Source organism: Synechococcus sp. PROS-U-1 (genome assembly GCF_014279755.1).
Classification (GTDB): domain Bacteria; phylum Cyanobacteriota; class Cyanobacteriia; order PCC-6307; family Cyanobiaceae; genus Parasynechococcus.
Genome location: NZ_CP047951.1, coordinates 396063 through 422992 on the forward strand (window position 1 = coordinate 396063; position 26930 = coordinate 422992).

Sequence of the window (26930 nt, forward strand, 5' to 3'; positions counted from 1 at the left end):
GGTGTTTAAAGAATCGAGGGTTGGGTTTGGAGGAGTTTAGAGATCAGGAATTGCCCTGATTCTTGGAGATGATGGCCTCGGCCACATTGCGAGGAACTTCGGCGTAATTGTCGAATTCCATCGAGAAAATGCCCCGGCCCTGGGTCATGGAGCGGAGCTCGGTGGCGTAACCGAACATCTCGGCAAGGGGCACCTTGGCCGAGATTTTGGACGTGCCGTCATCGACGGACTGGCCTTCAACCTGACCTCGACGGGAGGACAGGTCGCCGATGATCGAACCGAGGAAATCCTCGGGGACTTCGACCTCGACCTTCATCATCGGTTCAAGCAGCACAGGATTGCACTTCTTGACGCCGTCCTTGAAGGCCATGGATCCGGCGATCTTGAACGCCATCTCCGAAGAGTCGACGTCGTGATATGAGCCATGCACCATCGTGCATTTCACATCGATCAGCGGATATCCGGCGATCACACCGGATTCGCAGGTCTCTTTCATGCCCTGCTCGGCGGGCTTGATGTATTCCTTCGGAACGACACCGCCCACGATCTTGTTGACGAATTCGAAGCCGGAGCCGGGCTCACCCGGTTCCATTTCGATCACGACGTGGCCGTATTGACCCTTACCACCGGTCTGACGAGAGAACTTGCCTTCGCCACCTGCGGAACCACGGATGGTTTCGCGATAGGACACCTGAGGTGCGCCGATGTTCGCTTCCACCTTGAATTCGCGCAGCATGCGGTCCACCAGGATTTCCAGGTGGAGCTCGCCCATGCCGGCGATCACGGTCTGACCGGTTTCAGAGTCAGTATTAACGCGGAACGTGGGGTCTTCCTCTGCCAAAGACACAAGTGCCTTGGAGAGTTTTTCCATGTCGCCCTTGGTCTTGGGCTCCACGGCCACTGAGATCACCGGTTCGGGGATGAATAGGGTCTCAAGAACGATGGGATCGTCCTGGGTGCAGAGGGTGTCACCTGTGGTGGTGTTCTTCAGACCCAGTACCGCGCCGAGGTCTCCGGCTCGCAGGGCATCGACTTCTTCGCGGTCATCCGCCTTCAGCACCACAAGACGGGAGATGCGCTCTTTCTCTCCCTTGGTGGAGTTGAGTACGTAACTGCCTTTCTCCAACACGCCGGAGTACATCCGGACGAAGGTGAGTTTGCCGTAAGGATCGGCCATCACCTTGAAGGCGAGGGCACTGAAAGGAGCGCTGTCGTCGGAAGGACGCACGGCTTCGCTGCCGTCGGGAAGCACACCCTGGATGGGGGGGACATCGACAGGAGCTGGCAGGTAGTCGATCACGGCGTCGAGCACCAGCTGCACGCCTTTGTTCTTGAAGGCAGAGCCGCAGAGCATGGGAACAAGACCGTGCTTCAGCACGCCTTCGCGAATGCCTTGTTTGAGCTCATCAACGCTGAGTTCGCCGCTCTCGAGGAACTTCTCGATCAGAGACTCGTCGGTTTCGGCGACGGTTTCCATCAAGGTGTTCCGCCATTCGGCCACCTCGTCGGCCATAGCAGCCGGCACTTCGGCCTCTTCGATATCGGTGCCGAGATCGTTCTTATAGATGTACGCCTTGTTGGCAACGAGATCGATGATGCCGCTCAGTTCACCTTCAGCCCCGATCGGAAGCTGGATCGGCACAGCATTGGCCTTGAGGCGATCCTTGATCTGGCCGTGAACCTTGAGGAAGTCCGCACCGGTGCGGTCCATCTTGTTGACGAACACCATCCGGGGGACGGAGTAGCGATCCGCCTGACGCCAAACGGTCTCGGATTGGGGCTGAACACCGCCAACGGCGCAGAAGACGGCGATCACACCATCCAGCACACGCATGGAACGCTCCACCTCGATGGTGAAGTCCACGTGGCCAGGCGTGTCAATGATGTTGATCCGATGGTCCTGCCAAGACGTCGAAATGGCAGCTGCCGTGATCGTGATGCCACGTTCCCGCTCCTGGGCCATCCAGTCGGTGACTGCAGCGCCGTCATGCACTTCGCCGATTTTGTGCACCACACCGGAATAGAACAGGATCCGTTCGGTAGTGGTGGTTTTTCCGGCATCGATGTGAGCAGCGATACCAATATTTCTGACGCGTTCCAGGGGGAAGTCGCGGGCCACAGGAAATTCTCCGGGGGTGGGGCGTGAAAAGGCGGGGAGACTCTACAGGTCAGCCATGAACATCTGTGTTGACGGGCTGGCCTGAAAGGCTCAGTAGCGGTAGTGGGCGAAGGCTTTGTTGGCTTCGGCCATTTTGTGGGTCTCTTCGCGCTTGCGAACGGCGCTGCCAGCCTCATTGGCAGCATCCATCAATTCGCCAGCCAACTTCTGGGCCATGCTCCGACCATTACGGGCACGGGAAAAGCTCACCAGCCAGCGCAGGGCCATGGCCGTTCCGCGCTCCTGTCGCACTTCCATGGGCACCTGATAGGTGGCGCCACCAACCCGGCGAGCGCGCACTTCCACCAATGGAGTGGCGTTCTTGACGGCAGTTTCGAACAGCTCGAGCGGATCTCCGCCGGTGCGCTCATTGATCAGCCCGAACGCGTCGGACAGGATCCGTTGCGCTGTGGACTTCTTGCCGTGCTGCATCAGGCGCACCACCATCATCGTGGCGAGGCGGCTGTTGAACTGCGGATCGGGAAGAATCGGGCGCTTTTCAGCGGCGTTGCGGCGGGACATTAGGGATCAGAACGTTGTGGGAATGAGGAAGAAACCGGTGATCACTCCTTGGGAGCCTTGGCGCCGTACTTGGAGCGGGACTGACGCCGGTCTTTCACGCCAGCTGTATCCAGGGTTCCGCGAATGATGTGATAGCGGACGCCAGGGAGGTCCTTGACACGACCACCACGGATCAACACGACCGAGTGCTCCTGCAGGTTGTGACCGACGCCACCGATATAAGCCGTGACTTCAAAGCCGGATGTCAGGCGCACACGAGCCACCTTGCGCAAAGCCGAATTGGGCTTTTTCGGCGTTGAGGTGTAGACGCGGGTGCAAACACCGCGACGTTCCGGACACGATTTCAGGGCCGGGGACTTTGTCTTGGCCTTGAGGCGTGAGCGCTCAGTGCGGATCAGCTGTTGGATGGTTGGCATCGATGGTCGGTGAGCGGCCGGACTCCCGACCTGATTCGACAATCGACCACGATACCGGGTGACGGTCCCACCTCAGAGGCGACTGAAGGCACTGCCACAGGCACAGGGTTCAACACCGTCGCTGCTGCGGATCAGAAATCCGCCCCCACTGAGGTCGCCGCGGTAGTCCAGACAAAGACCCTCGAGCAATTTGAGCTGCTCTGCAGGGGCGTGCAGCGTCACGCCATCGGCCCTTGCAATGGCAATACCGGCCAAATGTCCTGCTCGAATGCGCAGCACATGCTGTGCGCATTCCCCTGGAGTGACGTCGAGATGCATCTGCCCGGGTGTTCCCGCCACGGCAGCCTGACGACCTAGCTCGGCAGCAGCGGCAGCGGTCAGCCGCAAATTGGCAGCCATGCTCAGTTTCTTGGGTTCCCCACTGTCGCAGGTCTCAGAGGGGGATGAGCCCCAGTCCGTTATGAACTCTCGGGGTGCTGCCACGACCGTTCATCACGGTTTGACCTGCCACCACGAGGGTTGTCGAACTGCCGCCATCCATATTCAACGCATCACGCAGGCCCAGTTGTTGGGCTGCCAGTGCTGTTTCCACAAGCGTGGGATCACTGCCAGAGGCACCACGCAGGGTCATTAGCCATTGACCGCTCTGCCCTTGGGCAACCACGGTCCGCGGTGCCGCCAAGCTCATGAAGCCGGGACTAAAGCCTTCTTGGCGTCCATTCAGAACCACACGCCCGTTCTGCATCAGGAGTGGACCGCCGCCCAGCACATTCGGCTGTTGGGCGAGGGATGAGCTCGCCCGTGATCTCACCAGGATCCGATCGCCAGGTCGCGCTGGTAGTGGGGTGCGCCCGCGAGCTACCACCAACTCAGCGTCCTGTGGGATGGAAATCCCGCGCTGCAGGTTGGTTTGCTCGAACGTTGCCTCGACGCGGCCACCGCGAATCAAGAGTGCTTCCTCTTCACCGCTCAAGGCCTGGTAGCGGGGGCCCCAGGCCGGTGTGTAAAGGCTCAGTCCTTTTTGGACGTAGCCGCTGTTGATCGTGTTGATGTCCCAGCGCCGACCGTTGTTCACCTGCAACGTTTGGTCCAGGCGAAGTCGGCCGAACTGCAGATCTCCTGACGATCCCCAAGCGATGACGCCTCGGTTCAGGATCGGTCCCGACAGCCAGACCCCCTCGCGCCGCAGGGCTCCCAGGGGGAGTTGATTGATCCGGTTGAAAAACCCTCCGTTCACGGCGACCAGCGCCCCTGCGGGTTGAGAAAGCTGCGGAAGAAATTGCAGGCCCTGTTGCTGTTCGGTCTTGGCCAGGGGCTGCAGGGTGATCCCGAGGCGGCTCAGGTCACCGCCCGCACGAAACACCTGGATGGGTTTCACCCCCACCTTGATCGTGCGTTTCTCCAGCACAAAGCCACGCCTGAGCAACGCGGCAACAGTTGGATTGCTTAAGGGCAGGCGTGCGCTTGGGGGTTGGCGGCGGCCGCCGACCCGCACACCGTCCAGCACCAATCGCCAGGGAGATGACAGGCTCAAGCTCCGTAGCTTTGTGGCTTGTCCCTGCAGCACAAGGCCGCCGTCACGACGCTGCTGGGGAGCGAGCCCCCAGGCTTTGAGCTGACGTTTCTGTGACGGCGAGACCTTGAGCTCCAGCAACAGGTCACCGTTCAGCTGCTGCACCAAGGCGGGTCCGTTCAGATCAAGCACCAAACGATCTGCTGTTGAACCCTTGCCGCGGCGCAGGTTGTTCACGGTTGGGGTGGGCAGCCGAAGCGTCAGGCTGCTTCCGTTCACTTGGGTGGTAACACCGATCTCGGTTAGCCAGTCGCTCACTTCGAGACCGACTTCATCCCCGAGCGAACGGGTCTCTAGCGAAGCCAGGGCGACGGTTCGACCGAACCATTCCAGTGCCTCTCCGTCGATGCGCGCCACGCGCCTGAAACCCAGCCGGGATTCCAGGAGCTCCAAGGGCAGCCAGAGTTCCTCTGTTGCTGTGTTGCTGCCCCTCCAAAGCCAAACCGCTTTACTGCGCTCTCGGCCGATGAGGACTTCATCACCCCTTTGCTTCGGCACAGCGCGAAGCTCAGGCGGTGGCGCGGGCGGTGGCGCGGAAAGTTGGGCAAAGGCCAGCATGAAATGCCTTGGCGGTGAGGCGCCTGCCTAGGATCGTTCCTCGAGATGGTTTCTGCAGAGCTCGAAGCTGCAGACCCATGCGACCGTCCGGTTGAGTTCCCTATGTCTGAAGCCATCCGTTCCGCTGTCTGGCCTTACTGCGACAGCCCTGCACCCGAGGTTGTTGCGGGTGAGAAGGATGCTTGTGGCGTGGGATTCCTGGCCCAGCTGCAGGGACAGGCCAGCCATTGGGTGTTGGAGCAAGCCCTGCGTGGTTTGGGATGCATGGAGCATCGAGGCGGTTGTGGGGGAGATGGAGACTCCGGCGATGGCGCAGGGGTGTTGTGTGAAATCCCCTGGACGTTCTTGAAAGCCGTCTGGCCGGAGGCGGATGCAGCTCGTGGCCTCGGGATGATGTTCATGCCGACCGATGCCACCCGTCGTGCCGAGGTCCGAGGCCTTTGTGATGACGAGGCCAAGGCGCTGGGCTTGCAACCCCTGGGTTGGCGAACTGTCCCCGTGAACTCTGCGGTGCTCGGCCCCCTGGCACGCGCCACGGCTCCCGTCATTGAGCAGTGGGTACTCAACGGCGATGCGGACGACGCAGGGTTTGATGGGCAGCTGCTCCGGTTGCGTCGGCGGATTGGCGCCCGTGTGCGGGCTGCGCTTGGCGCCGAGGTGGCGCAGGACGTTTATGTCGCTTCCCTGAGCAGCCGGACGGTTGTCTACAAGGGGATGGTCCGATCCGAGGTTCTGGCGCAGTACTACGCCGATTTGCAGGATCAGCGTTTTGCGGTGAGTTTTGCGGTTTATCACCGTCGATTCAGCACCAACACTTTGCCCCGCTGGCCTCTGGCGCAGCCGATGCGGCTTTTGGGTCACAACGGCGAGATCAATACGCTGCTGGGAAATCTCAACTGGGCCAAGGCGTCAGAAGCCAGCCTTGAGAACGTCTGGGGAGAGGCGGCAGACGACCTGATCCCGGTGGTGAACCCTGCATTCAGTGATTCCGCCAATCTTGACGCCACCCTGGAGCTGATGGTGCGCAGCGGTCGGTCGATCACCGACAGCCTGATTACGCTCGTGCCGGAAGCCTTTCGCAATCAGCCCGATCTCGATCGCCGTCCTGATGTGACGGCGATGTATGAATTCAACGCGGGAATTCAGGAACCCTGGGATGGCCCCGCCCTGTTGGTCTTTGCTGACGGCAAGCGGGTGGGTGCCACGCTCGACCGCAATGGGTTGCGCCCGGCGCGTTGGTGCACCACCGAAGACGGCTTCGTGATCATGGGGTCTGAGACCGGCGTGGTCGACCTCAGCGGCAAGACGATTGTTCAGAAAGGGCGCCTTGGCCCCGGCCAGATGGTGGCCGTTGATCTGGAACGCGGTGAGTTGCTCGACAACTGGTCGGTTAAGGAAGACGCGGCATGTCGATTCCCCTATGCCGATTGGTTGCAGCAGCATCGCCGCGGTGTGGCACCGCAGCCCTGGACTCAAAACCGACAGGTGGGTGAACTCGACCTGCTGCGGTTGCAGACCGCCATGGGCTTCACCGCTGAAGACTTCGATTTGATCATCGAAGACATGGCGGCCCTCGGCAAGGAGCCGACTTACTGCATGGGGGATGACATTCCTCTGGCGGTGCTTTCCGACAAGCCGCACCTGCTTTACGACTATTTCAAGCAGCGCTTCGCCCAGGTCACCAATCCACCGATTGATCCCTTGAGGGAAAAACTGGTGATGAGCCTGGAGATGCATCTTGGAGAACGCCGGCCGGCCCTGAAGCCTCAGCCGGAAGCGGCTTCAGTGATCCACCTCGAGACTCCTGTTCTGAATGAGGCGGAACTAGCGGCCATCAGTCAGCAAGGTTTGCCCGTCCAGACCGTGTCCACCCAGGTGGCAGTGGAGTCCTGCGCGGGAGGCTTTCAGAAGGCCATTGATGCGCTTTGCAGCCTTGCGGAACAGGCGGTGCGTGCCCGTGGTGCGCAGGTGCTGGTGCTCTCCGATCGGGTCGACAGCACGGGGGCGGCAGTACAGCTCACGCCGACGACGGTTGCGATGCCGGCTCTGCTGGCCGTCGGTGCGGTGCATCATCACCTCCTGCGCCAGAAGTTGCGTCTGCAGTGTTCTCTTGTGGTGGATACCGCGCAGTGCTGGAGCACCCATCACATGGCCTGCCTGATCGGCTATGGCGCCAGTGCTGTCTGCCCTTGGCTCACCTGGGAGACCACGCGCCACTGGCTGGAACATCCCAAGACCAAGAAGCGAATCGAACAGGGCAAGTTGCCAGCTCTGGATCCCGATCAGGCCCAAGCCAACGTGCGGCTGTCATTGGAGAACGGTCTGCGCAAGATCCTCTCCAAAATTGGTATCTCGTTGCTGGCCAGCTATCACGGCGCCCAGATCTTTGAAGCGATCGGTCTGGGTGCGGATGTGGTGGAGACCGCCTTCACCGGGACGACGAGCCGTGTTGCAGGCATGACGCTCGCCGAGTTGGCGAATGAAACGCTCTCGATGCATACCAAGGCCTTTCCCGAGCTCAATCGCAGCAAGCTCGAGTTCATGGGCTTTGTTCAGTACCGCAGCGGTGCCGAATACCACCGCAACAACCCCGAGCTTTCCAAGGCGCTGCACAAGGCAGTGGCCCAGGGCCCTGGTTATGACCATTTCTCCACCTACCAGGCGCTGTTGGCGAATCGCCCGGTGATGGCCCTGCGGGACCTGCTGGAGTTCAAGCTGGCGTCCACCCCGGTGCCTCTCGACCAGGTGGAGAGTGTGGAGAGCATCTGCACCCGTTTCTGTACGGGGGGGATGAGCCTCGGTGCACTCTCCCGTGAAGCCCATGAAGTGCTGGCCGTGGCGATGAATCGCATCGGTGGCAAGAGCAACAGCGGTGAAGGTGGTGAAGATCCCGCCCGCTTCCAGATCCTCAAGGATGTGGATGGGGAAGGACGTTCCGCCGCATTCCCCAGCATCGGCGGGCTTCGCAATGGCGACACCGCTTGTTCGGCGATCAAGCAGGTGGCTTCAGGGCGTTTCGGTGTGACGGCTGAATATTTGCGGAGTGGCAAACAACTGGAGATCAAGGTGGCCCAGGGGGCCAAGCCCGGTGAAGGGGGGCAACTGCCAGGGCCGAAGGTCGACAAGTACATCGCCTGGCTGCGCAACAGCAAGCCAGGAGTGGCTTTGATTTCGCCGCCACCGCACCACGACATCTATTCCATCGAGGACCTGGCGCAGTTGATCCATGACCTGCACCAGGTGCATCCCGCTGCTCCTGTGAGCGTGAAGCTGGTGGCCGAGATCGGCATTGGCACCATCGCTGCGGGGGTGGCGAAGGCCAACGCGGATGTGATCCAGATCTCCGGTCACGACGGTGGCACGGGCGCATCACCTCTGAGTTCGATCAAGCACGCCGGCAGTCCATGGGAACTGGGCCTGACCGAGGTGCATCGCTCTCTGGTGGAAAACGGTCTGCGCGATCGGGTTCTGCTGCGTGCTGATGGAGGTTTGAAAACCGGCTGGGACGTCATGATCGCTGCCCTGCTCGGCGCGGAAGAGTATGGGTTCGGGTCGATCGCCATGATCGCTGAGGGTTGCGTCATGGCTCGGGTCTGCCACACCAACAATTGCCCTGTCGGGGTCGCCACGCAGAAGGAGAACCTGCGCAAGCGCTTCACTGGCGTCCCTGAGCACGTTGTCAACTTCTTTTGGTATGTCGCCGAGGAAGTGCGTCAGCTGATGAGTTTGCTCGGGGTCACCCGTCTGCACGAGTTGATCGGCCGCACGGATTTGCTCAAGGCTCGTTCCGTCGATCTGGCCAAGACCAAGGGTGTGGATCTATCCAGCCTGATCGCTCCGATCAGTGGCGCTGCGGATCGCTCCTGGCTTCGTCACAGTGACCAGGCGCACGGCAATGGTCCGATTCTTGAGGATCAGCTTCTCGACGATGTTGACCTCATGGCAGCGCTGGAGAACCATGGTTCCGTCAGCCGCAGCATCGAGATCATCAACACCGATCGCAGTGTCTGTGCCCGTTTGGCTGGTGAAATTGCCCAGCGTCATGGCAACCGCGGCTTCAATGGACAGCTTGATCTGACGTTTCTTGGTGCCGCGGGCCAGAGCTTTGGGGCCTTCCTGGTGCAGGGCATGCAGGTTCGTCTTGAGGGTGAGGCCAACGACTACGTGGGCAAGGGCATGAACAGTGGTCGTATCACACTGGTGCCCTCTGACGGTTCTGCCTCCCCAGGAGATCAGGTGATCCTTGGCAATACTTGTCTTTATGGAGCGACCGGGGGTGAGCTGTTTGCTTATGGCCGGGCTGGCGAGCGCTTTGGCGTTCGCAACAGCGGAGCCCGCACCGTGGTGGAGGGGGCAGGTGACCACTGCTGTGAGTACATGACTGGTGGTGTGGTGGTTGTCCTCGGCAGCACTGGCCGCAATATCGGTGCTGGCATGACTGGTGGTGTGGCCTTCCTTCTGGATCAGGAGGGGCGTGTCGCGCCTCGGGTGAATCCGGAGATTGTTGAGGTCTGCACTATCACAACCGATGAGCAGGAGACGCTGCTGAAGGGCCTGCTGCAACAGCATCTGGATCTAACGGGCAGCGAAAAGGCGGCCGATCTCTTGGCCAACTGGTCTGCGGCGAAGCATCGCTTCAAGGTGTTGGTCCCACCAAGCGAGCGGGCCGCTATGGGATTGGTTGACAAGCAGGCTGTGGCGGCGTAGCGCCATCGCCGTCCGATGGCTTGGTTTGTCAAGACCGAAACCTTCACGGCCGAAGCCGCCGCCCTGCCCGTCGAGCAGCGGCGGCCGATCATCCAGGCTCATCGTCAATGGGTTCAACAGGAAAAAGCTAAGGGTCGATCGATTCAGAGCGGATATCTTGTTGACGAATACCAGCGCCCTGGCGGCGGTGGTCTGTTGATCTTTGAAGCAGCCTCATACACCGAAGCGTTGGTTTGGGTGCAGAACGACCCAATGATCTGCGCCGACCTGGTGGACTGGAAGTTGCAGGAATGGATCTCCGTCAGCGGGGATGGCTGGTCGGACTAAGCGGCTTGTTGATTTGGACGTTGCATTGCATTCCGTTTGGCAACTGTCCAGAGACGATAGTCTGATTTATTGCATTCTTTGAGAAGTTGACTCAACGCTGGGCTGAGTTCAAAGTCAAACAATTTTGACTTATTGCTGTGAGCAGCTTCATACTCATAGTTGGGGAAGTCTTGTAAGATTTCGCAAGCGATAGCTTTCAGGGAATTGTTGAAATCTTCGACAATTCCAACGATAGATATGTCATCGAGAGCTTCAATTGCTCGCTGAATTTTTGGCTGGCTGCCTGGTCGAAGTGTTGCCAGGCGGGCGGTTTGAAAATTACGACATTGTGTGTCTCCTTCTTCTTGGAGGCGCTTGACAACATAGTCCTCGAAGCTGAGCTGTTTTGCCAGTTGTGCACCCCATGTATCTGAACTCTGCATGCGTTCGAACTTGTACGCAGAGATGATTCTTTTGACCGGGTCCCGAAGCATCGCGATAGAGATGATCTTGACTCCATCAATTTTTGGGACTGGTCCGTTCATCGTGTGAGATGAAAATGCCACTGCCTTTGGATGGTCGTTGATCCATTGTGTAACGTCAGCTGTGTTATCGCTGAGGCTTTTGAATTCTTTAGTGACCCATTGTTCGCCAAAGTTTTCTTTGAGGATGGAGTCTATGGATGTGCCTGCATTTTTAAACAGGTGGTAATGCAAGATGATTGTTCTGGTGTTTTCCATTGGCTCAATCCTGGCTCTTATAGAGTTCAATGCTTTCAAAGATTTCACGCATTAGGCGACGCCCTTCGCTGAAAGAAAACTGCTGCTCGGCATATTCTCGTGATGCTTTGGAGATCGATTTCCAGAGACTTTCATTGTGGTAAAGCTTGTTAATCGATTCTGCCCACTCCTGTGGTGTGCGGGCAATCATGCAGTCATGCCCATGCCGAAGTCCGATGCCTTCTGCAGCCATTGGGGTGAGGATCGTTGGAATGCCATAAGACAGAGCATTGATCACTTTCCCTTTAATCCCGGCCCCACTTAGCAGAGGGGCAATGAAGATGCGATGTTTGGTGTAGAGGTCTTCCAGATGGTCGATATAACCCACTGCATTGATGCCTTGTTCGCGCATGGTTTCTTTGAACTTGTGATCCATGGCTGCTCCGAAGACGGAAAGCTCAATTCCTGTGTTTTTGATCAAGGGCATGACCTCAGCTCCGAACCACTCCATGCCTTCGCGATTTGGGGGATGTTTGAAACCCCCCAAGAAAGCAAGGCCTGCTGTTGATTTGAAACGAGGGAAATGATGAGGAGTCTCGACAACCCACGGGCATTTCATCACTTTCACTGCGTTATCAGTATGGGATTGGATAACAGCATGTTCAGTTTCGTTGTAGCTGATGACAACATCGGTTTCGAGCATCATTTCTAATTCCATCTCACGCACTTCAGCTGCTCGTTCAAGCTTGTTTGGATCATCTCCTGCAGAACGAAGTTCTCGTAGGAAATGTAGATCTGCATTGTTCATGATGATTTTGCAGTCCGGTGCGTATTCCCTCAGAGCCGGAATACTTTCTTGAGCGACGTAGTACCTCGTGATGTAGGCGCAGTCGAACTCAGTGCCCCTTTGTGCGATGAAATCTTCAATGGAGCGATAGAATGGGGCAACGATCACCTCCACTCCCATATTGCGTAACGTTTGCGTATAAACGCCAAAGTCTTCGAAATTCTTCGGTATAAATGTAACTTTATAGCCGAGTGATTGCACGAGTTTGATTTCTTGAAGAGCTGCATAGGAGCCAGCATCTCGATCTTCTCGTGGAGTTGTGTAATCGATAAACAATGCTCTGCCGATGATGCCTCGATCTTTCTCAAGATCGGGCTCAATGCCATCTTTATTGTGTTTGCAAAAGGATTTGGACCAGGCCTTCTTGAATTTTGGACGATTAACTTCTTGAAATCGCTTGAATCCACTACTGGTATCTGTGCCGCTGGTTAAACCTTCATGGTGGTAAACGATTGAAGAAGGAATGTAGTAAGTCTTGTATCCAGCTGCTCTGATTTTGAATGAAAAGTCGGTGTCCTCGAAGTACATCGGTTTGAGGTATTCGGAAAGTCCTCCAACCTCATCCCAGATTGTTTTGGTTGTCATCAAGGCTGCACCACAGATGTAATCAACCTGGCGGGCATACATGAACTTTGGATCCCATGGGTTCTGGCCGGTTCCGTAGTTCCAGGGATTGCCAGATCCCCAGACAATCCCACCCGCGCCTTGAAGGGTGCCGTCCGGGTAAAGGAGTTTGGAACCCACGGCTCCAACATTCGGAAAACGCTGGAAGCCTTCGATTAATTCATCAATCCAGCCATCGGTCACCTCGGTGTCATTGTTCAGGAGGATGACGTATTTGCCTTGCGCTGCATTTACGCCTGCATTGCAGGCTTCAATAAAGCGTTGAGGTTCATTGTTGTGAATGACCTTGACGCCGCTTATAAATTCTTCGAGTCGTTGAGTGTCATCGCTTGATCCATCGTCAACGACAATAATTTCAAAGCTTGCTTTGTTGTATGCAACCAGGATTGAGCATAAGCAGTAATAGGTGACTCGAACTTTGTTGTGAGCAGGAACCACAATGGAAACTTGTGGGTTTCTTTGTGTTGGTATGTCGAGATATTCAAGGTCGAGCGTGTTGTGACTGCGGTCAAGTGTTGCGAGTGCCTGACTCAACATGCGTGAGTCGGAGCCGGCTAGTGGGTTGGCCAGGTGTTTGCGGATCGATGTATAACGATGGCCGGAGCGCACCGTCAGATCAGTGGGATAAGGAGGCTTGCTCTGTTCATCCAGGGTTGGCTCTGACGTTAGAGCCCTCCTGAGGATCATTGAGCTTGCTGCAAGAACTTGGCTCCCTGAAAGGTCTCTAATTTCGACAATGGCCGGGTCACCGTTCAGAAAGTGACTATTGATTTCCGTGTAGGTTTTTTCGGTTTCAATGAAATCAGTTGTACTGATTCGATTGTTGACGTAAATATTATGAAGCCCGGCCGTGTTGCATGTCGCTATGACTTGACCATCTTTTAATCCCTGGATTTTGCCTGAAGTATCGAGGGGGTGAAAGAGAACAGTGCTGCTACCGTTTTTCCAGACAATTTCCAGTGGTGAATCGTGACTGCTTTGGAAAAGGCTCACTCTGGCCTTTTTGAGTTTGGCGATGTTTGGGAAGCCTTGGCTCCCTTCGTAAATACGAGCTGTGCAGATTGTTGTTGGTAGTCCTGATTTTTCTGTGACTCTCAGGTCAGAGATAAAGTAGAAACTGTCGGTTCTATCCGTCTTCTCCCAGGGCATATAGCATTGATGTTCTACGTAGATTGTGAGTTCGGCGACACTGTTAATGGCTGGAAGGTTGATGATTGCTTTATGGTATTTGTGTTCTTCATTGCCGCCTTTGTGGTCCTCTGAGAAGTTGATTTCATGTCTAGTTGTTGTTGAGTTCTGGTTGACTTCTGCGACCAGTTTTCCTTTTCCGCGGTGAAGGCCAAGCATCGCCCTGATCTGAAGGCTCTCCTTTGGCGAGCTGTGTATTTCAACATTTTTTAGGATATTGATCCTGCATGGGTCTGGCTCATTCCCAAGGCAAAAGCTCAGGGTTTTCTTGCCATCAATGACAAAGTCATCAAGCAGATTTATGCCATGCTTGAATGGTATTTTCCTTTCGCTTTCAAGGCTGATATTTAGCTTTCTTTGTTGTAGTGGAAAAATTGCGTTTCCCTTCCCTTGAAGACTGGAACGCGATATTGGCTTCTCGAGGTCTTGAAGCCTGAAAACTTGACTGCCTTTTTTGATGTGAAGTGGCTCGACTTCCCAGGAGGTCTTCGGTGACAGATAGAGGGAATCTTCAATCAGCCATGCATTGATGTTGCCGTCGGCTGCCGAGGTTCCCTGCACCTGATTTTCTCCGCATTGGATTTGATCAGAGAAGATTAACTTGCGCCGTCAGCCGTTTTTCGGCGATGGGGCTTCTCATCGGGGATGGCTGCTCATCAGTCGCTGCACCTCACCGGCGTGGTAGCTGCTGCGGGTGAGTGGTGTGCTGACCACCTGAAGGAAGCCCAGTTCCTCTTCGCCGACTTTTTTGTAGGTCTCGAATTGGATGGGGGTCACAAAGCGGTCGACGGCCAGGTGTTTTGGTCCCGGAGAGAGATACTGACCGATGGTGACGATGTCGACCTTGTGGAGCCGCAGATCTCGGAGCGTCTCGATCACCTCCTCATCAGTTTCTCCGAGCCCCACCATCAGGCCCGACTTGCTGTAGGCCTTGGGCCATTGGTCACGCACCCGTTGCAGTAGCTCGAGGGAGCGTTCGTAGATGCCTTGGGGCCGAGCCAGCCGATACATCCTCGGCACCGTTTCGATGTTGTGGTTCAGCACGTGGGGGGCGGCGGCCATCACCGTTGCCAGGGCATCCCAGTTGCCGCAGAAGTCGGGAATCAGCAGCTCGATTGTTGTGAGCGGTGAGCGTTGCTTCACCTGTTCGATGCAGGCAACGAATTGGGACGCTCCGCCATCCGCGAGATCGTCGCGGTTCACCGAGGTGATCACCACGTGTTTCAGGCCCAAGCGGGCCACCGCTTCCCCAAGCCGTTGGGGCTCGGTGGGATCCAGCGCACGCACGCTTTTGTCGAAGTCGATATCGCAGTAGGGGCATGCGCGGGTGCAGCCGGGCCCCATGATCAAAAATGTGGCGGTACCGCCTGCGAAGCATTCGCCGATATTGGGGCAGCTCGCCTCCTGGCAGACCGTGTTCAGGTTCAAGTCCAGCAGCAGGTCGGCCACGGCGCCAATTCGTTCGCGCTGCGGAGCCTTAACGCGCAACCACTCCGGCTTGAGCACGGCGAAGCTTCTTCAATCCATGACCCTAGTCCGTTTCCTGATGCACCTGCCTGGATCTTGGATGCACTGATCTTTTAAGATTGGAACGCCGGGATGTGGCGCAGTTTGGTAGCGCACTTCGTTCGGGACGAAGGGGCCGCAGGTTCGAATCCTGTCATCCCGATTTTGTGAGTTGGTCGGCGCATTGGTGCTGGCTCAATAGCGCTCCACATGAAGGCATTGGACGAGTTGGAAGCTCTTCAGTTGAAGATCAGAATCGGTGAATAAGACCGTCCGGCCCAGACCGACCACCAACGCGCTGCACGGGCCTCAGCGATCCGACGTGCCTCCACGGCCATTCGGTACTGATGTTCCCGTTGCTCCCGCAGTTTTCGTTCCCGGGTTGCTCTTTTTTGGTTGTAGTTGGCTGCTCCTTCAATCTCCATTTGTTCTCTGGCGGCAGCCTTGAAGGCTTTGAGCTGCTTGAGCTGATTCACTCTGGCGCTGTAGACAGCCTTGATATCATCCGCGCCTTCAATGCCGCGGTTTTTGCTGAGAAAGGCATTGATCCGCGCGATCGTCAGATCAGCAATCCGATCCGCTTCTTCGAACATCAGGTTGTCGTAGAGCTGCTCGGCACGGTCTAGTTCTCGGCTGAAATACTCCATCTGGCCGGAGGAATCTTGAGGAGGGAGCTGAGCTACCAGTGCAGAGCTGGCTGGGTTGACCGCCACAGCGGGCTGAACCGAGGACAGCAGCAGCCCTGCAATCAGAGCGGGAAGAGTCATGGACAGATGCCCCGGTTCAGAAGTCGAGGACGTCTTTTGTCGTTTGCCGCCGCCGCTGCTCCTTGGTGTCGTACTCAGCGATGCAGCTGTTCTTCAGATAGAGAACGCAGTCGAGATACTCGCTGATTTCGATCATCGCCGCCCTTACCGCTTTGGAGGCGGGAACTTTTTGGTCGACGACTGGCTGTCATTGAAGCCGATTCCATACATGCCTCCCGATGAGGACTTGGATTCCGATGTGGAGGTCGCTTTGCCTTCAATCGTGCGGGCGTAAGCGATTTCGCCGGTGGTGGTGTCCACCACGCGCACATCCACTGCGACATAGGCCGAGCTGGAGGATGAAGACTTGCGCTGGCCGAAGCCCATGATGTTGAAGCCTCCGCCACCACTCTTGGTTTCGGTGTTCTCGCGGTAGTCGCTGACGCTGCCAAGGATGTAGTACTTCGCTCCAGTCATGATTCCCCTTTTGGGAGCGGTGGATTGCCTGACGATTCCGAGGTCAGCGAGTTCCTGCTCGCTGAGAACTTTCTTTAGTCCTTGGCGTTCGACAACTGTGAAGTGCCCAGTGCTTTTGAGTTCATTGGCCAGCATTCCTGTGAGTTTGGTGGAGACCGCAGGGCTCCACCACCAGGTTCCAGTGGCGCTGTTGGTGATCTCCTTCACCGCAACGGTGACAGGGCCGGACGCCATGCCTGAAATCTGCGCCTGAGCCGGGGGGAGCGTGGCTCCTGACACCATCAATGTTGCGGTGGTGATCAAGGCGAGTTTCATGAACCCAGGGCTTGAGTTGTCTTGGAAAGGTAGTCACGCCTTCTCAAAAAAATCTTCATGGCGTCCAGCCATTGGGTGTGGGATCGGAACCTCTCCTATTGGAGGCTCGCCCCGGGGTACCCCCGCGGTGTCACCATCCAGCCGTCCTCGGCACGGCTGCTGCTGTTCCCGATTAAAACCAAGGTGAGCATGTCCACCGATTCAGGCTCTAAGCGTTCAAGGCTGGTGATCTGAAGGGATTCCTCCGCGCGTCCCAGCTGCCGCGCCAGCATCACCGGTGTTGTTGGGGGGCGGCGTTTCAGCAGGATCTGCTTGGCTTGTCCCAGCTGCCAATCCCGGCCCTTGGAGCGGGGGTTGTAGAGGGCGAGGACAAAATCTCCAGCTGCAGCAGCTTCCAGTCGCTTTTCGATCACGGTCCATGGCGTGAGGCGATCGCTGAGGCTCACGCAGCAGAAGTCATGCATGAGTGGCGCTCCCGCCCGGGCGGCGGCCAGCTGGAAGGCCGAAATGCCGGGATGCACCAAGAAGCTGGGGCGGTCCTGCTCGGGTTGCTGGAGCAGCAATTCCAGGGCCAATCCCGCCATGCCATAGATCCCGCTGTCGCCGGAGGAGATCAGAGCAACTTTGGCGCCCTGTTGGGCTAGGCGCAGTGCTTCGGCACAGCGGTCCCATTCCCGGGTGAGCTGGCCATCGAAGCGGATCTGATCCTGACGGCGCAGGGGCTCCAGAAGATCGAGGTAAAGGCTGTAGCCAACCCAGGCGCAACAACGGGACAGGGCTGCTTTGGCGTCTCCGCTGAGCAGGGACAGATCCCCCGGCCCACTGCCGACCAGGTGAAGTTCGCCCCGCCCGGGGGCGTGGGGGATTGGAGCCTCGGCAATGGCCACAGTCACAGCGCCCTGTTCCCCTGTTGTGGGACGGCTGATTTGCTTCGGTTGGATCAGCACACTTTTGTCGCCTGCAGCCAGCAACGCCGCTGCTTCTGACACTGAAGCTGTTCCCATTTCCCTGCGCACGACCTCGGAGGGGTTCGGTACGTCAATGGAGGCCAGCGTCTGCTCTGCAAAGGTTCGGAACGGCCATGCTCTGGTCTTGCTGAGTTGTTGCAGGGCCGGTTCATCGGATTTGCGCTCTGCGCTGGCGATGCCTGCGACAGCCTCCTGCGCCAGCCCTGCTGTTGCTAAAGCCTCGGCAATGGCCTTTTCGACCAGGGACAGACTGGTGTTGCGCTCGCAGCCGATGCCGATCCAGAGCGTTGCTGGATGCCATTGGCAATCACCCTGAAGGCGCGCTCCGATCACAAGGTCAGCAGCCTCTGGCGCCGTGGTTTCAAGCAAGTGCTGGCTTTCGCGGCCTTGCCAGGCGGAACATCCACCGCCCTGGTGAACGCTGATGCTGAATCCCTGGGCTTGCCGCACCATCAACTCGCGCCAACCCGCCACCGACCCCCTGCGTCTCCAGCCCCAGGCTTCACCAAAGGCATCCAGGGGGAGACGTCCTTCATGGGCGCAGGCGCCCGTGATCACGGCCTGCCCTCCCAGATCCATGGCGATCTCCCGAGCGCGTTGTTCGGCGCCTGCCGAATGGCTGCCCAGCAGAGGGATGACAAAAGTTCCCTTTGGATCCAGCACCAGAACGGCGGGATCCTGCTCTTTGCCCTGGATCCGAGTGGCGATGAGGCGTGTCACAGCCCCTACGGCGCCAACAATCAGCACGACGTTCTGCGCTGTCCAGTGCTCATCAAGAGCGGCTTTGATGTCTTGATCGACCGCCTTGATTTGGTCGATGTGGCCGCGCAGCAAAAGGCGCTCCAAGAGCGGCAGTGCGCTGGTAGAGAGTCCTAGCCCCAGGGAGGGCACGTCGGGTGTGGGGTTCAGGGCAGGGAATCCGAGTCAGGGCTTGCGCAAGCTCCCATCACTGTTGAGCAGCTCACGCGCTGATCCTCCCAGGCTGCTGCTTGGCATCAGCTTGACTTCTGCTTTGGCCGGCTGTTCGAGCGATTCGGTTGGCTTTTCCGCTACCGGTGGAGTGTTGTCGCTGGTGTTCATTGGAGGATCGTTGTCAGCGGGCTCCTCCTTGGTCGGTGTTGGCTGGCTGGCTTCTGTCGTGGCTTGGTCCTGAGCCAGGGGCGACTGTGGGGGCTCGTGATCGCTGTTCTCGCGGGCGATGGGATCGGTCTCTGTCTCTGTCTCTGTCTCTGTCTCTGTCTCGGCTTCGATCTCGATCTCGACTGGCGCCAGTTGTGGTGGCTGTTCTGCTTTCTGTGGAGCCTCTTTCGGTTGTTCGACCGTTTCCGGCATCTCTGGCTCAGGTGATCCGCTTAAGCGGGCGAGCTGGCTCTCATTGAGGCGCGATCGCATCCAGCCCGGCTTCGGACCTGATGGAGCCTTCAGGTGAACCAGCTGATTGTTGAACACGGGTGTGATCGGCTCGCCCAGCCCATTCAGAAGTTCCATCTGAATGTCGTGACTGCCTGCGCCATTCGATCCTTTGAGCCATAGGGCCTCCTGGTGATCAACCAGAAAGCTGTCCCCATCAATGCTGATGCGTAGACGCCAGCGTCCATCCCCCTCACGCAGGTTTTGGAGCGGAGCATTCCAAAGGAGCCAGTCCACCAGAAGTGGTTGCAGGCCTTGTTCTCCAGCGGGTGGAACAGGAACCAGCCAGGGTGCATCCCGGTCGGGTTGCGTGCCCTGAAGTTTTTGCCAGAGGTGGACGCGGCCCTGGATGGAGGCCCCTGGTGACTGAACGGCCTCCCCCCAGGGATAAGCAGCCCATGCGCTGAACCGGTGACTGCCCGCTTCCAGATCGTCAATGCGGACCGTCAGGCGGTTGCCATCGCTATCGCTCAGCCGTAGGGGAGAACGGTCATCGATCTGGATGGCGATGTGGGGGCCCAGCCCCAGTTCGGGGTCGTTGTTCAGGGGCCAGTCATCGATCTCGAAACTCAGCTCAAGCTCTTGCGTCGCCACGATGGTGTCGTTGCTTGGATCCACCAACCGCAGGGATGGACGGTGCCGTTGCAGCTCCTGCCGCAGCTGTTGCACCGCCCCTGGTGGGGCCACTTCCTGGAGCTTCCCGCTGGGGGTGGAGCTTGATAGGGGCTTCGCGCCGGTGCCGACATCGCGGTTGAAGAATCCAGGTCGTGCATGAACTGGCAATCCGGCGCTCAGCAGCACCACAGCTGTCAGCAGAACAGCCCATATCGACTTCAGGCCAGGGCGAAGCATTGGGCATGAACAGATCTGATCATTCTGAACAATCAGCCCTTCAATGTCACAGTTTTAGTTACTTAGGGAGAATATTTGAGGGAAATTGTATTGCTTACTGGTTGAGATCTTCATTGTTTGACTGATTCTCGGCCTTCTGCAGACGCCTGTCGCTGACTGGCCCGCCATGGGATTGAACCTTTGTAACTCAGTGCCCTTTAACCCCACCTCCGCACCTATGCTTCCGCCAGCGGTCCCCTCTGTGGGGCCCCAGCTTCAGTGCAGTCAAGGGGTTTCGGCTTCCTGTCTCACTGACGCCCTGACGCTGATTCCTTGTGGATTGGTGTCCGGGGCCCCGGTGGATTCCCATTCGCCGGAGGGGTGGCCCACCACCTCGAATCCCGTCCCTCGAGGAACGACTCGATGACCATCAGCCCACCAGAGCGTGGGAGTGACGCGAAGAGCCAGGTCGAGAAGGTTGACAATCCTGCAACCTTTGAATTGTTCGGTAAGCCCGGACATTTCGACCGCGCCCTCGCGAAAGGTCCCAAAACCACCACCTGGGTTTGGAACCTTCACGCCAACGCTCACGACTTCGACGCTCACACGAGCGACCTGCAAGAGGTCTCTCGGCGGATTTTCTCCGCGCATTTCGGCCACCTGGCCGTCATCTTCATCTGGCTCAGCGGTGCCTTCTTCCACGGCGCACGCTTCTCCAACTATTCCGGTTGGCTTGCCGACCCCACCCATGTGAAGCCAAGTGCCCAGCAAGTCTGGGCTGTCTTTGGCCAAGACATCCTCAATGGAGACATGGGTGCCGGGTTCCAAGGCATCCAAATCACCTCAGGCCTCTTCCAGATGTGGCGGGCCTGGGGCATCACCAGTGAAACCCAGCTCATGGCTTTGGCCATCGGTGCTCTGGTGATGGCCGGCCTGATGCTCAACGCTGGTGTTTTCCACTACCACAAGGCAGCGCCCAAGCTGGAGTGGTTCCAGAACGTTGAGTCGATGCTGAACCACCACCTGGCAGGTCTGCTGGGTCTCGGTTCACTGTCATGGGCAGGCCACCTGATCCACGTCTCGGCTCCTGTCACCAAGTTGATGGATGCCATTGATGCCGGCCAGCCGCTGGTTCTCAATGGCAAGACCATCGCTTCCGCTGCTGACATTCCGCTGCCGCACGAATTCTTCAACCAGGATCTGCTGGCTCAGCTGTACCCCGGCTTCAGCGCCGGTGTCGGTGCTTTCTTCTCCGGTAACTGGGCTGCCTACAGCGATTTCCTCACCTTCAAAGGTGGTCTAAATCCTGTGACGGGAAGCCTTTGGATGACGGATATCGCCCATCACCATGTGGCGATCGCCGTGATGTTCATCGTTGCCGGTCACATGTACCGGACCAACTGGGGCATCGGTCACTCCATCAAGGAGATCCACGAAGGCCAGAAGGGCGATCCCCTGCTGTTCCCTGCCACCAATGGTCACGACGGACTTTATGAGTTCATGACCACTTCCTGGCATGCCCAGCTGGCGGTCAACCTGGCCATCGGCGGCTCAGTGAGCATCATCGTTGCTCAGCACATGTACGCGATGCCTCCGTATCCGTACCAAGCGATCGACTACCCCACCCAGATTGGTCTCTTCACACACCACATTTGGATCGGCGGTTTCCTGATCGTTGGCGCCGGCGCTCACGCTGCCATTGCCATGGTGCGCGACTACGACCCCGCGAAGCACATCGACAACGTGCTCGATCGGGTTCTCAAGGCTCGCGACGCGATCATTAGTCACCTCAACTGGGTCTGCATCTGGCTCGGAGCCCACAGCTTCGGCCTGTATGTCCACAACGACACCATGCGTGCCTTGGGTCGTCCCCAGGACATGTTCAGCGATTCGGCCATCTCGATTCAGCCGATCTTTGCTCAGTGGATTCAGAACGTGCACGCCGCAGCTGCCGGTAGCACCGCTCCTAATGCCCTCGCGGGTGTGAGTGAAGTGTTCAACGGCTCGGTGGTCGCCGTCGGCGGCAAAGTCGCCGCGGCTCCCATGCCGCTCGGCACTGCCGACTTCATGGTCCACCACATTCACGCCTTCACGATTCACGTGACGGTGCTGATCCTGCTGAAGGGTGTCTTGTACGCCCGCAGCTCCCGTCTCATCCCTGATAAGGCCAACCTGGGCTTCCGCTTCTCCTGCGATGGTCCTGGTCGTGGTGGTACTTGCCAGGTCTCCGCTTGGGACCACGTGTTCCTGGGCCTGTTCTGGATGTACAACTCCCTGTCAATCGTGATCTTCCACTTCTCCTGGAAGATGCAGAGCGACATCTGGGGAACGGTGAATGCCGACGGCTCCGTCGCGCACATCACCAATGGCAACTTTGCTCAAAGCGCCATCACCATCAATGGCTGGCTGCGTGACTATCTGTGGGCTCAGGCCGTTCAGGTGATCAACAGCTATGGCTCGAACACGGCTGCCTACGGAATCATGTTCCTCGGCGCTCACTTCGTGTTCGCCTTCAGCCTGATGTTCCTCTTCAGTGGCCGCGGCTACTGGCAGGAGCTGATCGAGTCCATCGTTTGGGCTCACAACAAGCTGAAGGTGGCTCCCGCCATCCAGCCCCGTGCTCTTTCCATCATCCAAGGCCGTGCCGTGGGTGTTGCCCATTACCTCTTGGGCGGAATTGCGACCACGTGGGCCTTCTTCCACGCCCACATTCTTGTGGTCGGCTGACCTCACCTGACCTCTCCCTCTAATGGCAACGAAATTTCCTTCGTTCAGCCAGGGTCTGGCCCAGGACCCGACAACCCGCCGTATTTGGTACGGGATCGCCACGGCTCACGACTTCGAGAGCCATGACGGAATGACGGAGGAGCGCCTCTATCAGAAGCTCTTCTCCACCCATTTCGGTCATCTCGCGATCATCGGCCTGTGGGTTTCGGGAAACCTGTTCCACATCGCCTGGCAGGGCAACTTCGAGCAGTGGGTCGCCGACCCCCTGCACGTGCGCCCCATCGCTCACGCAATCTGGGATCCCCACTTCGGTCAAGGCGCCATTGACGCCTTCACCCAGGCGGGTGCTTCCTCCCCGGTGAACATCGCCTACTCAGGCCTGTATCACTGGTTCTACACAATCGGCATGACGACGAATGCCGAGCTGTATCAGGGTTCCATCTTCATGATGATCCTGTCGGCTTGGGCCCTCTTCGCCGGCTGGCTGCATCTGCAGCCCAAGTTCCGTCCTTCCCTGGCCTGGTTCAAAAACGCTGAATCGCGTCTGAACCACCATCTGGCTGTTCTGTTCGGCTTCAGTTCCATCGCCTGGACCGGTCACCTGGTTCACGTTGCGATCCCCGAAGCCCGCGGTCAGCACGTTGGATGGGACAACTTCCTCAACGTTCTGCCTCATCCCGCCGGTCTTGGACCCTTCTTCACCGGCAACTGGGGTGTGTATGCCGAAAATCCCGATTCTCTGAATCAGGTCTTTGGTAGTTCCGAAGGTGCCGGCACCGCCATCCTCACCTTCCTTGGTGGCTTCCACCCTCAGACAGAAGCTCTCTGGCTGACGGACATCGCCCACCACCACCTGGCCATCGGTTGCATCTTCGTGATCGCCGGCCACATGTACCGGACCAACTTCGGTATCGGTCACTCCATCAAGGAGATCCTTGAAACCCACAACCCTCCCCAGGGCACTCCTGGTGATCTGGGTGCGGGCCACAAAGGTCTCTACGACACCATCAACAACAGCCTGCACTTCCAGCTTGGTTTGGCTCTCGCCTCCCTTGGCGTGATCACCAGCCTCGTTGCGCAGCACATGTACTCGATGCCGTCGTATGCCTTCATCGCGAAGGACTACACAACCCAGGCAGCCCTGTACACCCATCACCAGTACATCGCCATTGCGCTGATGTGTGGTGCCTTTGCTCACGGTGCGATCTTCTTCATCCGTGACTACGACCCCGAAGCCAATAAGGACAACGTCCTGGCTCGGATGCTCGAGCACAAAGAAGCGATCATCAGTCACCTGAGCTGGGTCTCCCTGTTCCTCGGATTCCACACCCTGGGTCTCTACGTCCACAACGATGTGGTCGTTGCCTTCGGTACCCCCGAGAAGCAGATTCTGGTTGAGCCCGTTTTCGCCCAGTTCGTACAGGCCGCCTCTGGCAAGGCCATGTATGGAATGGATGTGCTGCTCTCCAATGCCTCCAGCTCCGCCAGCCTTGCGTCCCAGAACATTCCTGGCGACCACTACTGGCTTGATGCCATCAACGGCAACACCGATGTGTTCCTGCCGATCGGCCCTGGTGACTTCCTTGTTCACCATGCCATCGCTTTGGGTCTGCACACCACCACCCTCATCCTCGTGAAGGGTGCCCTGGATGCTCGCGGCTCCAAGCTGATGCCCGATAAGAAGGATTTCGGCTACTCCTTCCCCTGCGACGGCCCCGGCCGTGGCGGTACCTGCGACATCTCTGCCTGGGACGCCTTCTATCTGGCAGTCTTCTGGGCTCTGAACACCGTGGGCTGGCTGACCTTCTACTGGCACTGGAAGCACCTGGCGATCTGGTCAGGCAACGTGGCTCAGTTCAACGAATCCAGCACCTACCTGATGGGCTGGTTCCGCGACTACCTGTGGCTCAACTCCTCCCAGCTGATTAACGGTTACAACCCGTTTGGAAGCAACAACCTGGCCGTCTGGGCCTGGATGTTCCTCTTCGGTCACCTGGTATGGGCTACCGGTTTCATGTTCCTGATCTCCTGGCGGGGTTACTGGCAGGAACTGATCGAGACCATTGTCTGGGCACATCAGCGCAGCCCCATCGCCAACATGATGGGTTACCGCGACAAGCCTGTGGCACTCTCCATCGTTCAGGCCCGTGTTGTTGGTCTCGCCCACTTCACGGTCGGCTATGTACTGACGTACGCAGCCTTCCTGATAGCTTCGACTTCAGGAAAGTTCGGTTGATTCTTTCCTGATTCAACCTGCTACGAGTCGTTCCTCGTTTCATTGATCCCCATCCGGTGTTACGGGTGGGGATTTTTATTTTCCCGATTTCATTCCATTGGAATCTGGCCATTGACTGCAATCAGCTCAGTTGGCTTTGGCTAAATTGTCCGAGTGCAACTTCGGTACAAATCTGATCCGTCCAAACGCGCCATCATCTGCTGTGTTGCCCTGCTGTGACCGCTTGTTTCATAGTGCTGGGGACTGTGCGCGTTTGTGGAAGCAACTGGGATGTGATTACAACGTCGTTCAGATTTCGCCAGGTCCCCTGCATGGTCGTTTAAGAGTTGACCATCAGGATGGAATTCTGCTTGTTTCGATGCAAGCGGATCAGGCATTGTTGGTGGAGGGAACGCGTCACCCTCGCTGGTTGCCTTTCACGATTGAACATAGTGATAACTACAGGGAGCATCGCCATTTTGGTGAGTCCCTGTCTCCGCATACGTTGGCTGGATTCAACACCAAAATGACGGAGACGTTGATGAGAACGTCTCCAGGTGGCAATTGTATTGGGGCTGTTCTTGTCGACCGTCGTCGTGCTGACATCTGGGCAGATCTGATGGGTGCCCATGAGGTCTCGGATCGTATGGAACATAACAACAAAGCCATTCTTTCCCCAATGGTTCATCGCAAGTTGCGTCAGTTGATGGTGCTTCCTGCTTGGCAAGGTGCTGACGTCCCTAAGCCTTTCCAGGCTGATCTTTTGGAGGCGCAGCTGATTGAGTCTCTCTCGCCTGAGAGTTCATCACTTGTGCAGCCTGTGCAGAAGACTCATCACAGCGATCTTGTGAAGGAGTTGGTTCGCTTTTCTTTTCAATCGAGCACTGCACCCGTCTCTTTGGGTTTGGTGTGTCAGGCACTATTCACGACCAAGACAACCCTCACTGTGAGTTGTCGTGAAATGTTTGGCTACGGACCGATGGCTTTGATGCGTCGCATTCGGTTGCAGCAAGTGCACGAAGTCTTAACTAGTCCCGGCCTTCGGCAACAAACAGGGTGCCACACCGTCCAGCAGGCAGCTGAGCATTTTGGCTTTGTAAGTCGAAATCACTTTGCAAGTGCCTATCGCGATCTCTTTGCGGAGACGCCGCGGACAACTTTGCTGGCGTCCCGGTGATGGAGAGCGCGGGCCATCTCTGGCCCGCGCCTGCCTTGACGTGGGGTTGGCGTCTTCTTAAAGATCAGCCACGGGCGAGAAGATCTGGGTGATCACGTCGCTTTCGCTCATCTCGGCTTTGCGATGATGCGCATGGCCATGGTGGTCATGGTCATGGTCAATGCTCTTTGTTTTTGTGTTGCCTCCGGAGTAATCCAGTTGTTTCTTGTTGAGGTTTTTGACTCCCACCACCTTGGCCAGCGTTTTTTTGCCGGCTTTGATCAATGAGTTGCCGCCTTCAGTGCTGATTTTGATCTGTTTTTTGTTGTATCCGTCCACGCGGATAACGTCCTTTCCTTTTTTGCGATAGTCCTTGATTAGGACCGTGGCATCTCCGTCAAGGTAGAAATAATCGTTGCCCTTTCCGCCAATCATGGTGCAGTCGTCACCGTCGGCATAGAGGTGATCCTTGCCATTGCCACCAATCAGGGTGTCTTTGCCATACCAGGTGAAGATTCTGTCGTTGCCCTTCCCTCCCTCGTATTTGTGCTTTTCCCAATGGCCCGACATCAGGTCATCCTTGTTGGACCCACCAACGAAAGTCTTGTTGGATTTTGGGACAACAACGTTGAAATCTGCGTAGTCAAGAACTTTGTCGGTCCAGGGGTCGATGTAATTCCCCTTGACATCGATATTCTCGTAGCCCCTCTCCCAGAGGTCCTGGATCGAGTCATACAGATCGCCTAGTTGATCCTTGATGTCAAGGTCAGGGATCCATCCTTCGATTTCGTCCTTAATGTTGTCTAGGCCATCAGTGACTTTGTCTGGGACGTGGTTTTTGCCCTTACCTTTGCCCATGGAAGTTGTCGATGAGTCAACTTCCTTCGTAGCAACAGCGTGGATGTCTTGCCTAATTCAACTCAAAAACGGTGATTTCTGGACCAACCGCTATCGGCAGTCC

The 26930-nt window shown here is 57.4% G+C and carries 18 protein-coding genes and 1 tRNA gene; 6 read left to right on the forward strand and 13 right to left on the reverse strand.

Going from position 1 to position 26930, the window contains the following annotated elements; genetic code table 11:
- Positions 1-43 precede the first annotated feature (43 nt).
- The 5 genes from fusA to SynPROSU1_RS01980 all read right to left on the reverse strand — a co-directional run bounded on the left by fusA (position 44) and on the right by SynPROSU1_RS01980 (position 5227).
- The gene (gene fusA / locus SynPROSU1_RS01960) at positions 44-2119 is read right to left on the reverse strand and encodes an elongation factor G (protein ID WP_115022731.1); all 2076 of its coding nucleotides are present in this window, start codon (positions 2117-2119) and stop codon (positions 44-46) included.
- 90 nt (positions 2120-2209) lie between these two features.
- Positions 2210-2680: a 30S ribosomal protein S7 gene (rpsG, locus tag SynPROSU1_RS01965; RefSeq protein WP_115022733.1), complete on the reverse strand. Its 471-nt coding sequence runs from the start codon at positions 2678-2680 to the stop codon at positions 2210-2212.
- A 41-nt stretch (positions 2681-2721) separates the two neighbouring features.
- Positions 2722-3096, reverse strand: a complete 375-nt coding sequence (rpsL, locus tag SynPROSU1_RS01970) for a 30S ribosomal protein S12 (protein ID WP_006850614.1) — start codon at positions 3094-3096, stop codon at positions 2722-2724.
- 72 nt (positions 3097-3168) lie between these two features.
- Positions 3169-3495, reverse strand: coding sequence for an AIR synthase (locus tag SynPROSU1_RS01975; protein ID WP_186571314.1), 327 nt, complete (start codon positions 3493-3495; stop codon positions 3169-3171).
- Positions 3496-3529: 34 nt separating this feature from the next.
- Entirely contained in the window at positions 3530-5227 is a 1698-nt protein-coding gene (locus SynPROSU1_RS01980) for a phosphodiester glycosidase family protein (RefSeq protein ID WP_186571315.1), read from the reverse strand.
- Positions 5228-5329: 102 nt separating this feature from the next.
- Between SynPROSU1_RS01980 and gltB the strand changes: the two genes are divergently transcribed.
- Complete coding sequence (gene gltB / locus SynPROSU1_RS01985) at positions 5330-9934, forward strand: glutamate synthase large subunit (RefSeq protein ID WP_186571316.1); 4605 nt, start codon at positions 5330-5332, stop codon at positions 9932-9934.
- 15 nt (positions 9935-9949) lie between these two features.
- Complete coding sequence (locus SynPROSU1_RS01990) at positions 9950-10261, forward strand: YciI family protein (protein ID WP_186571317.1); 312 nt, start codon at positions 9950-9952, stop codon at positions 10259-10261.
- Here the strand turns inward: SynPROSU1_RS01990 and SynPROSU1_RS01995 are convergent.
- The 3 genes from SynPROSU1_RS01995 to lipA all read right to left on the reverse strand — a co-directional run bounded on the left by SynPROSU1_RS01995 (position 10258) and on the right by lipA (position 15124).
- Complete coding sequence (locus SynPROSU1_RS01995; protein WP_186571318.1) at positions 10258-10980, reverse strand: sulfotransferase family 2 domain-containing protein; 723 nt, start codon at positions 10978-10980, stop codon at positions 10258-10260. The genes SynPROSU1_RS01990 and SynPROSU1_RS01995 overlap by 4 nt on opposite strands.
- 4 nt (positions 10981-10984) lie before the next feature.
- Positions 10985-14179, reverse strand: coding sequence for a glycosyltransferase (locus SynPROSU1_RS02000; protein ID WP_186571319.1), 3195 nt, complete (start codon positions 14177-14179; stop codon positions 10985-10987).
- Positions 14180-14254: 75 nt separating this feature from the next.
- A complete protein-coding gene (gene lipA, locus SynPROSU1_RS02005) occupies positions 14255-15124 on the reverse strand; it encodes a lipoyl synthase (RefSeq protein ID WP_186571320.1) in 870 nt (289 codons plus the stop codon).
- Between the two features lie 89 nt (positions 15125-15213).
- Here lipA and SynPROSU1_RS02010 point away from each other — a divergent pair.
- Positions 15214-15287 (forward strand) — tRNA-Pro (locus tag SynPROSU1_RS02010).
- Between the two features lie 76 nt (positions 15288-15363).
- On the opposite strand, the gene SynPROSU1_RS02015 is transcribed toward SynPROSU1_RS02010, so the two are convergent.
- From SynPROSU1_RS02015 to SynPROSU1_RS02030, 4 genes are all read right to left on the reverse strand, one after another.
- Positions 15364-15891: a hypothetical protein gene (locus SynPROSU1_RS02015; RefSeq protein WP_186571321.1), complete on the reverse strand. Its 528-nt coding sequence runs from the start codon at positions 15889-15891 to the stop codon at positions 15364-15366.
- A 144-nt stretch (positions 15892-16035) separates the two neighbouring features.
- A complete protein-coding gene (locus SynPROSU1_RS02020) occupies positions 16036-16662 on the reverse strand; it encodes a CsgG/HfaB family protein (protein WP_186571322.1) in 627 nt (208 codons plus the stop codon).
- Positions 16663-16757: 95 nt separating this feature from the next.
- Complete coding sequence (cobJ, locus tag SynPROSU1_RS02025; protein ID WP_186572179.1) at positions 16758-18485, reverse strand: precorrin-3B C(17)-methyltransferase; 1728 nt, start codon at positions 18483-18485, stop codon at positions 16758-16760.
- Positions 18486-18554: 69 nt separating this feature from the next.
- Positions 18555-19892 carry a hypothetical protein gene (locus tag SynPROSU1_RS02030; RefSeq protein ID WP_186571323.1) on the reverse strand — a complete coding sequence of 446 codons (1338 nt, stop codon included), beginning with the start codon at positions 19890-19892 and terminating at the stop codon, positions 18555-18557.
- Positions 19893-20294: 402 nt separating this feature from the next.
- Between SynPROSU1_RS02030 and psaA the strand changes: the two genes are divergently transcribed.
- The 3 genes from psaA to SynPROSU1_RS02045 all read left to right on the forward strand — a co-directional run bounded on the left by psaA (position 20295) and on the right by SynPROSU1_RS02045 (position 25990).
- Positions 20295-22598: a photosystem I core protein PsaA gene (gene psaA / locus SynPROSU1_RS02035; protein ID WP_166017663.1), complete on the forward strand. Its 2304-nt coding sequence runs from the start codon at positions 20295-20297 to the stop codon at positions 22596-22598.
- 22 nt (positions 22599-22620) lie between these two features.
- Positions 22621-24834, forward strand: a complete 2214-nt coding sequence (gene psaB / locus SynPROSU1_RS02040) for a photosystem I core protein PsaB (RefSeq protein ID WP_166017519.1) — start codon at positions 22621-22623, stop codon at positions 24832-24834.
- 253 nt (positions 24835-25087) lie between these two features.
- The gene (locus SynPROSU1_RS02045; RefSeq protein WP_186571324.1) at positions 25088-25990 is read left to right on the forward strand and encodes a helix-turn-helix domain-containing protein; all 903 of its coding nucleotides are present in this window, start codon (positions 25088-25090) and stop codon (positions 25988-25990) included.
- Between the two features lie 57 nt (positions 25991-26047).
- Here SynPROSU1_RS02045 and SynPROSU1_RS02050 read toward each other — a convergent pair whose 3' ends face one another.
- Entirely contained in the window at positions 26048-26827 is a 780-nt protein-coding gene (locus tag SynPROSU1_RS02050; RefSeq protein WP_186571325.1) for a calcium-binding protein, read from the reverse strand.
- Positions 26828-26930: the final 103 nt, after the last annotated feature.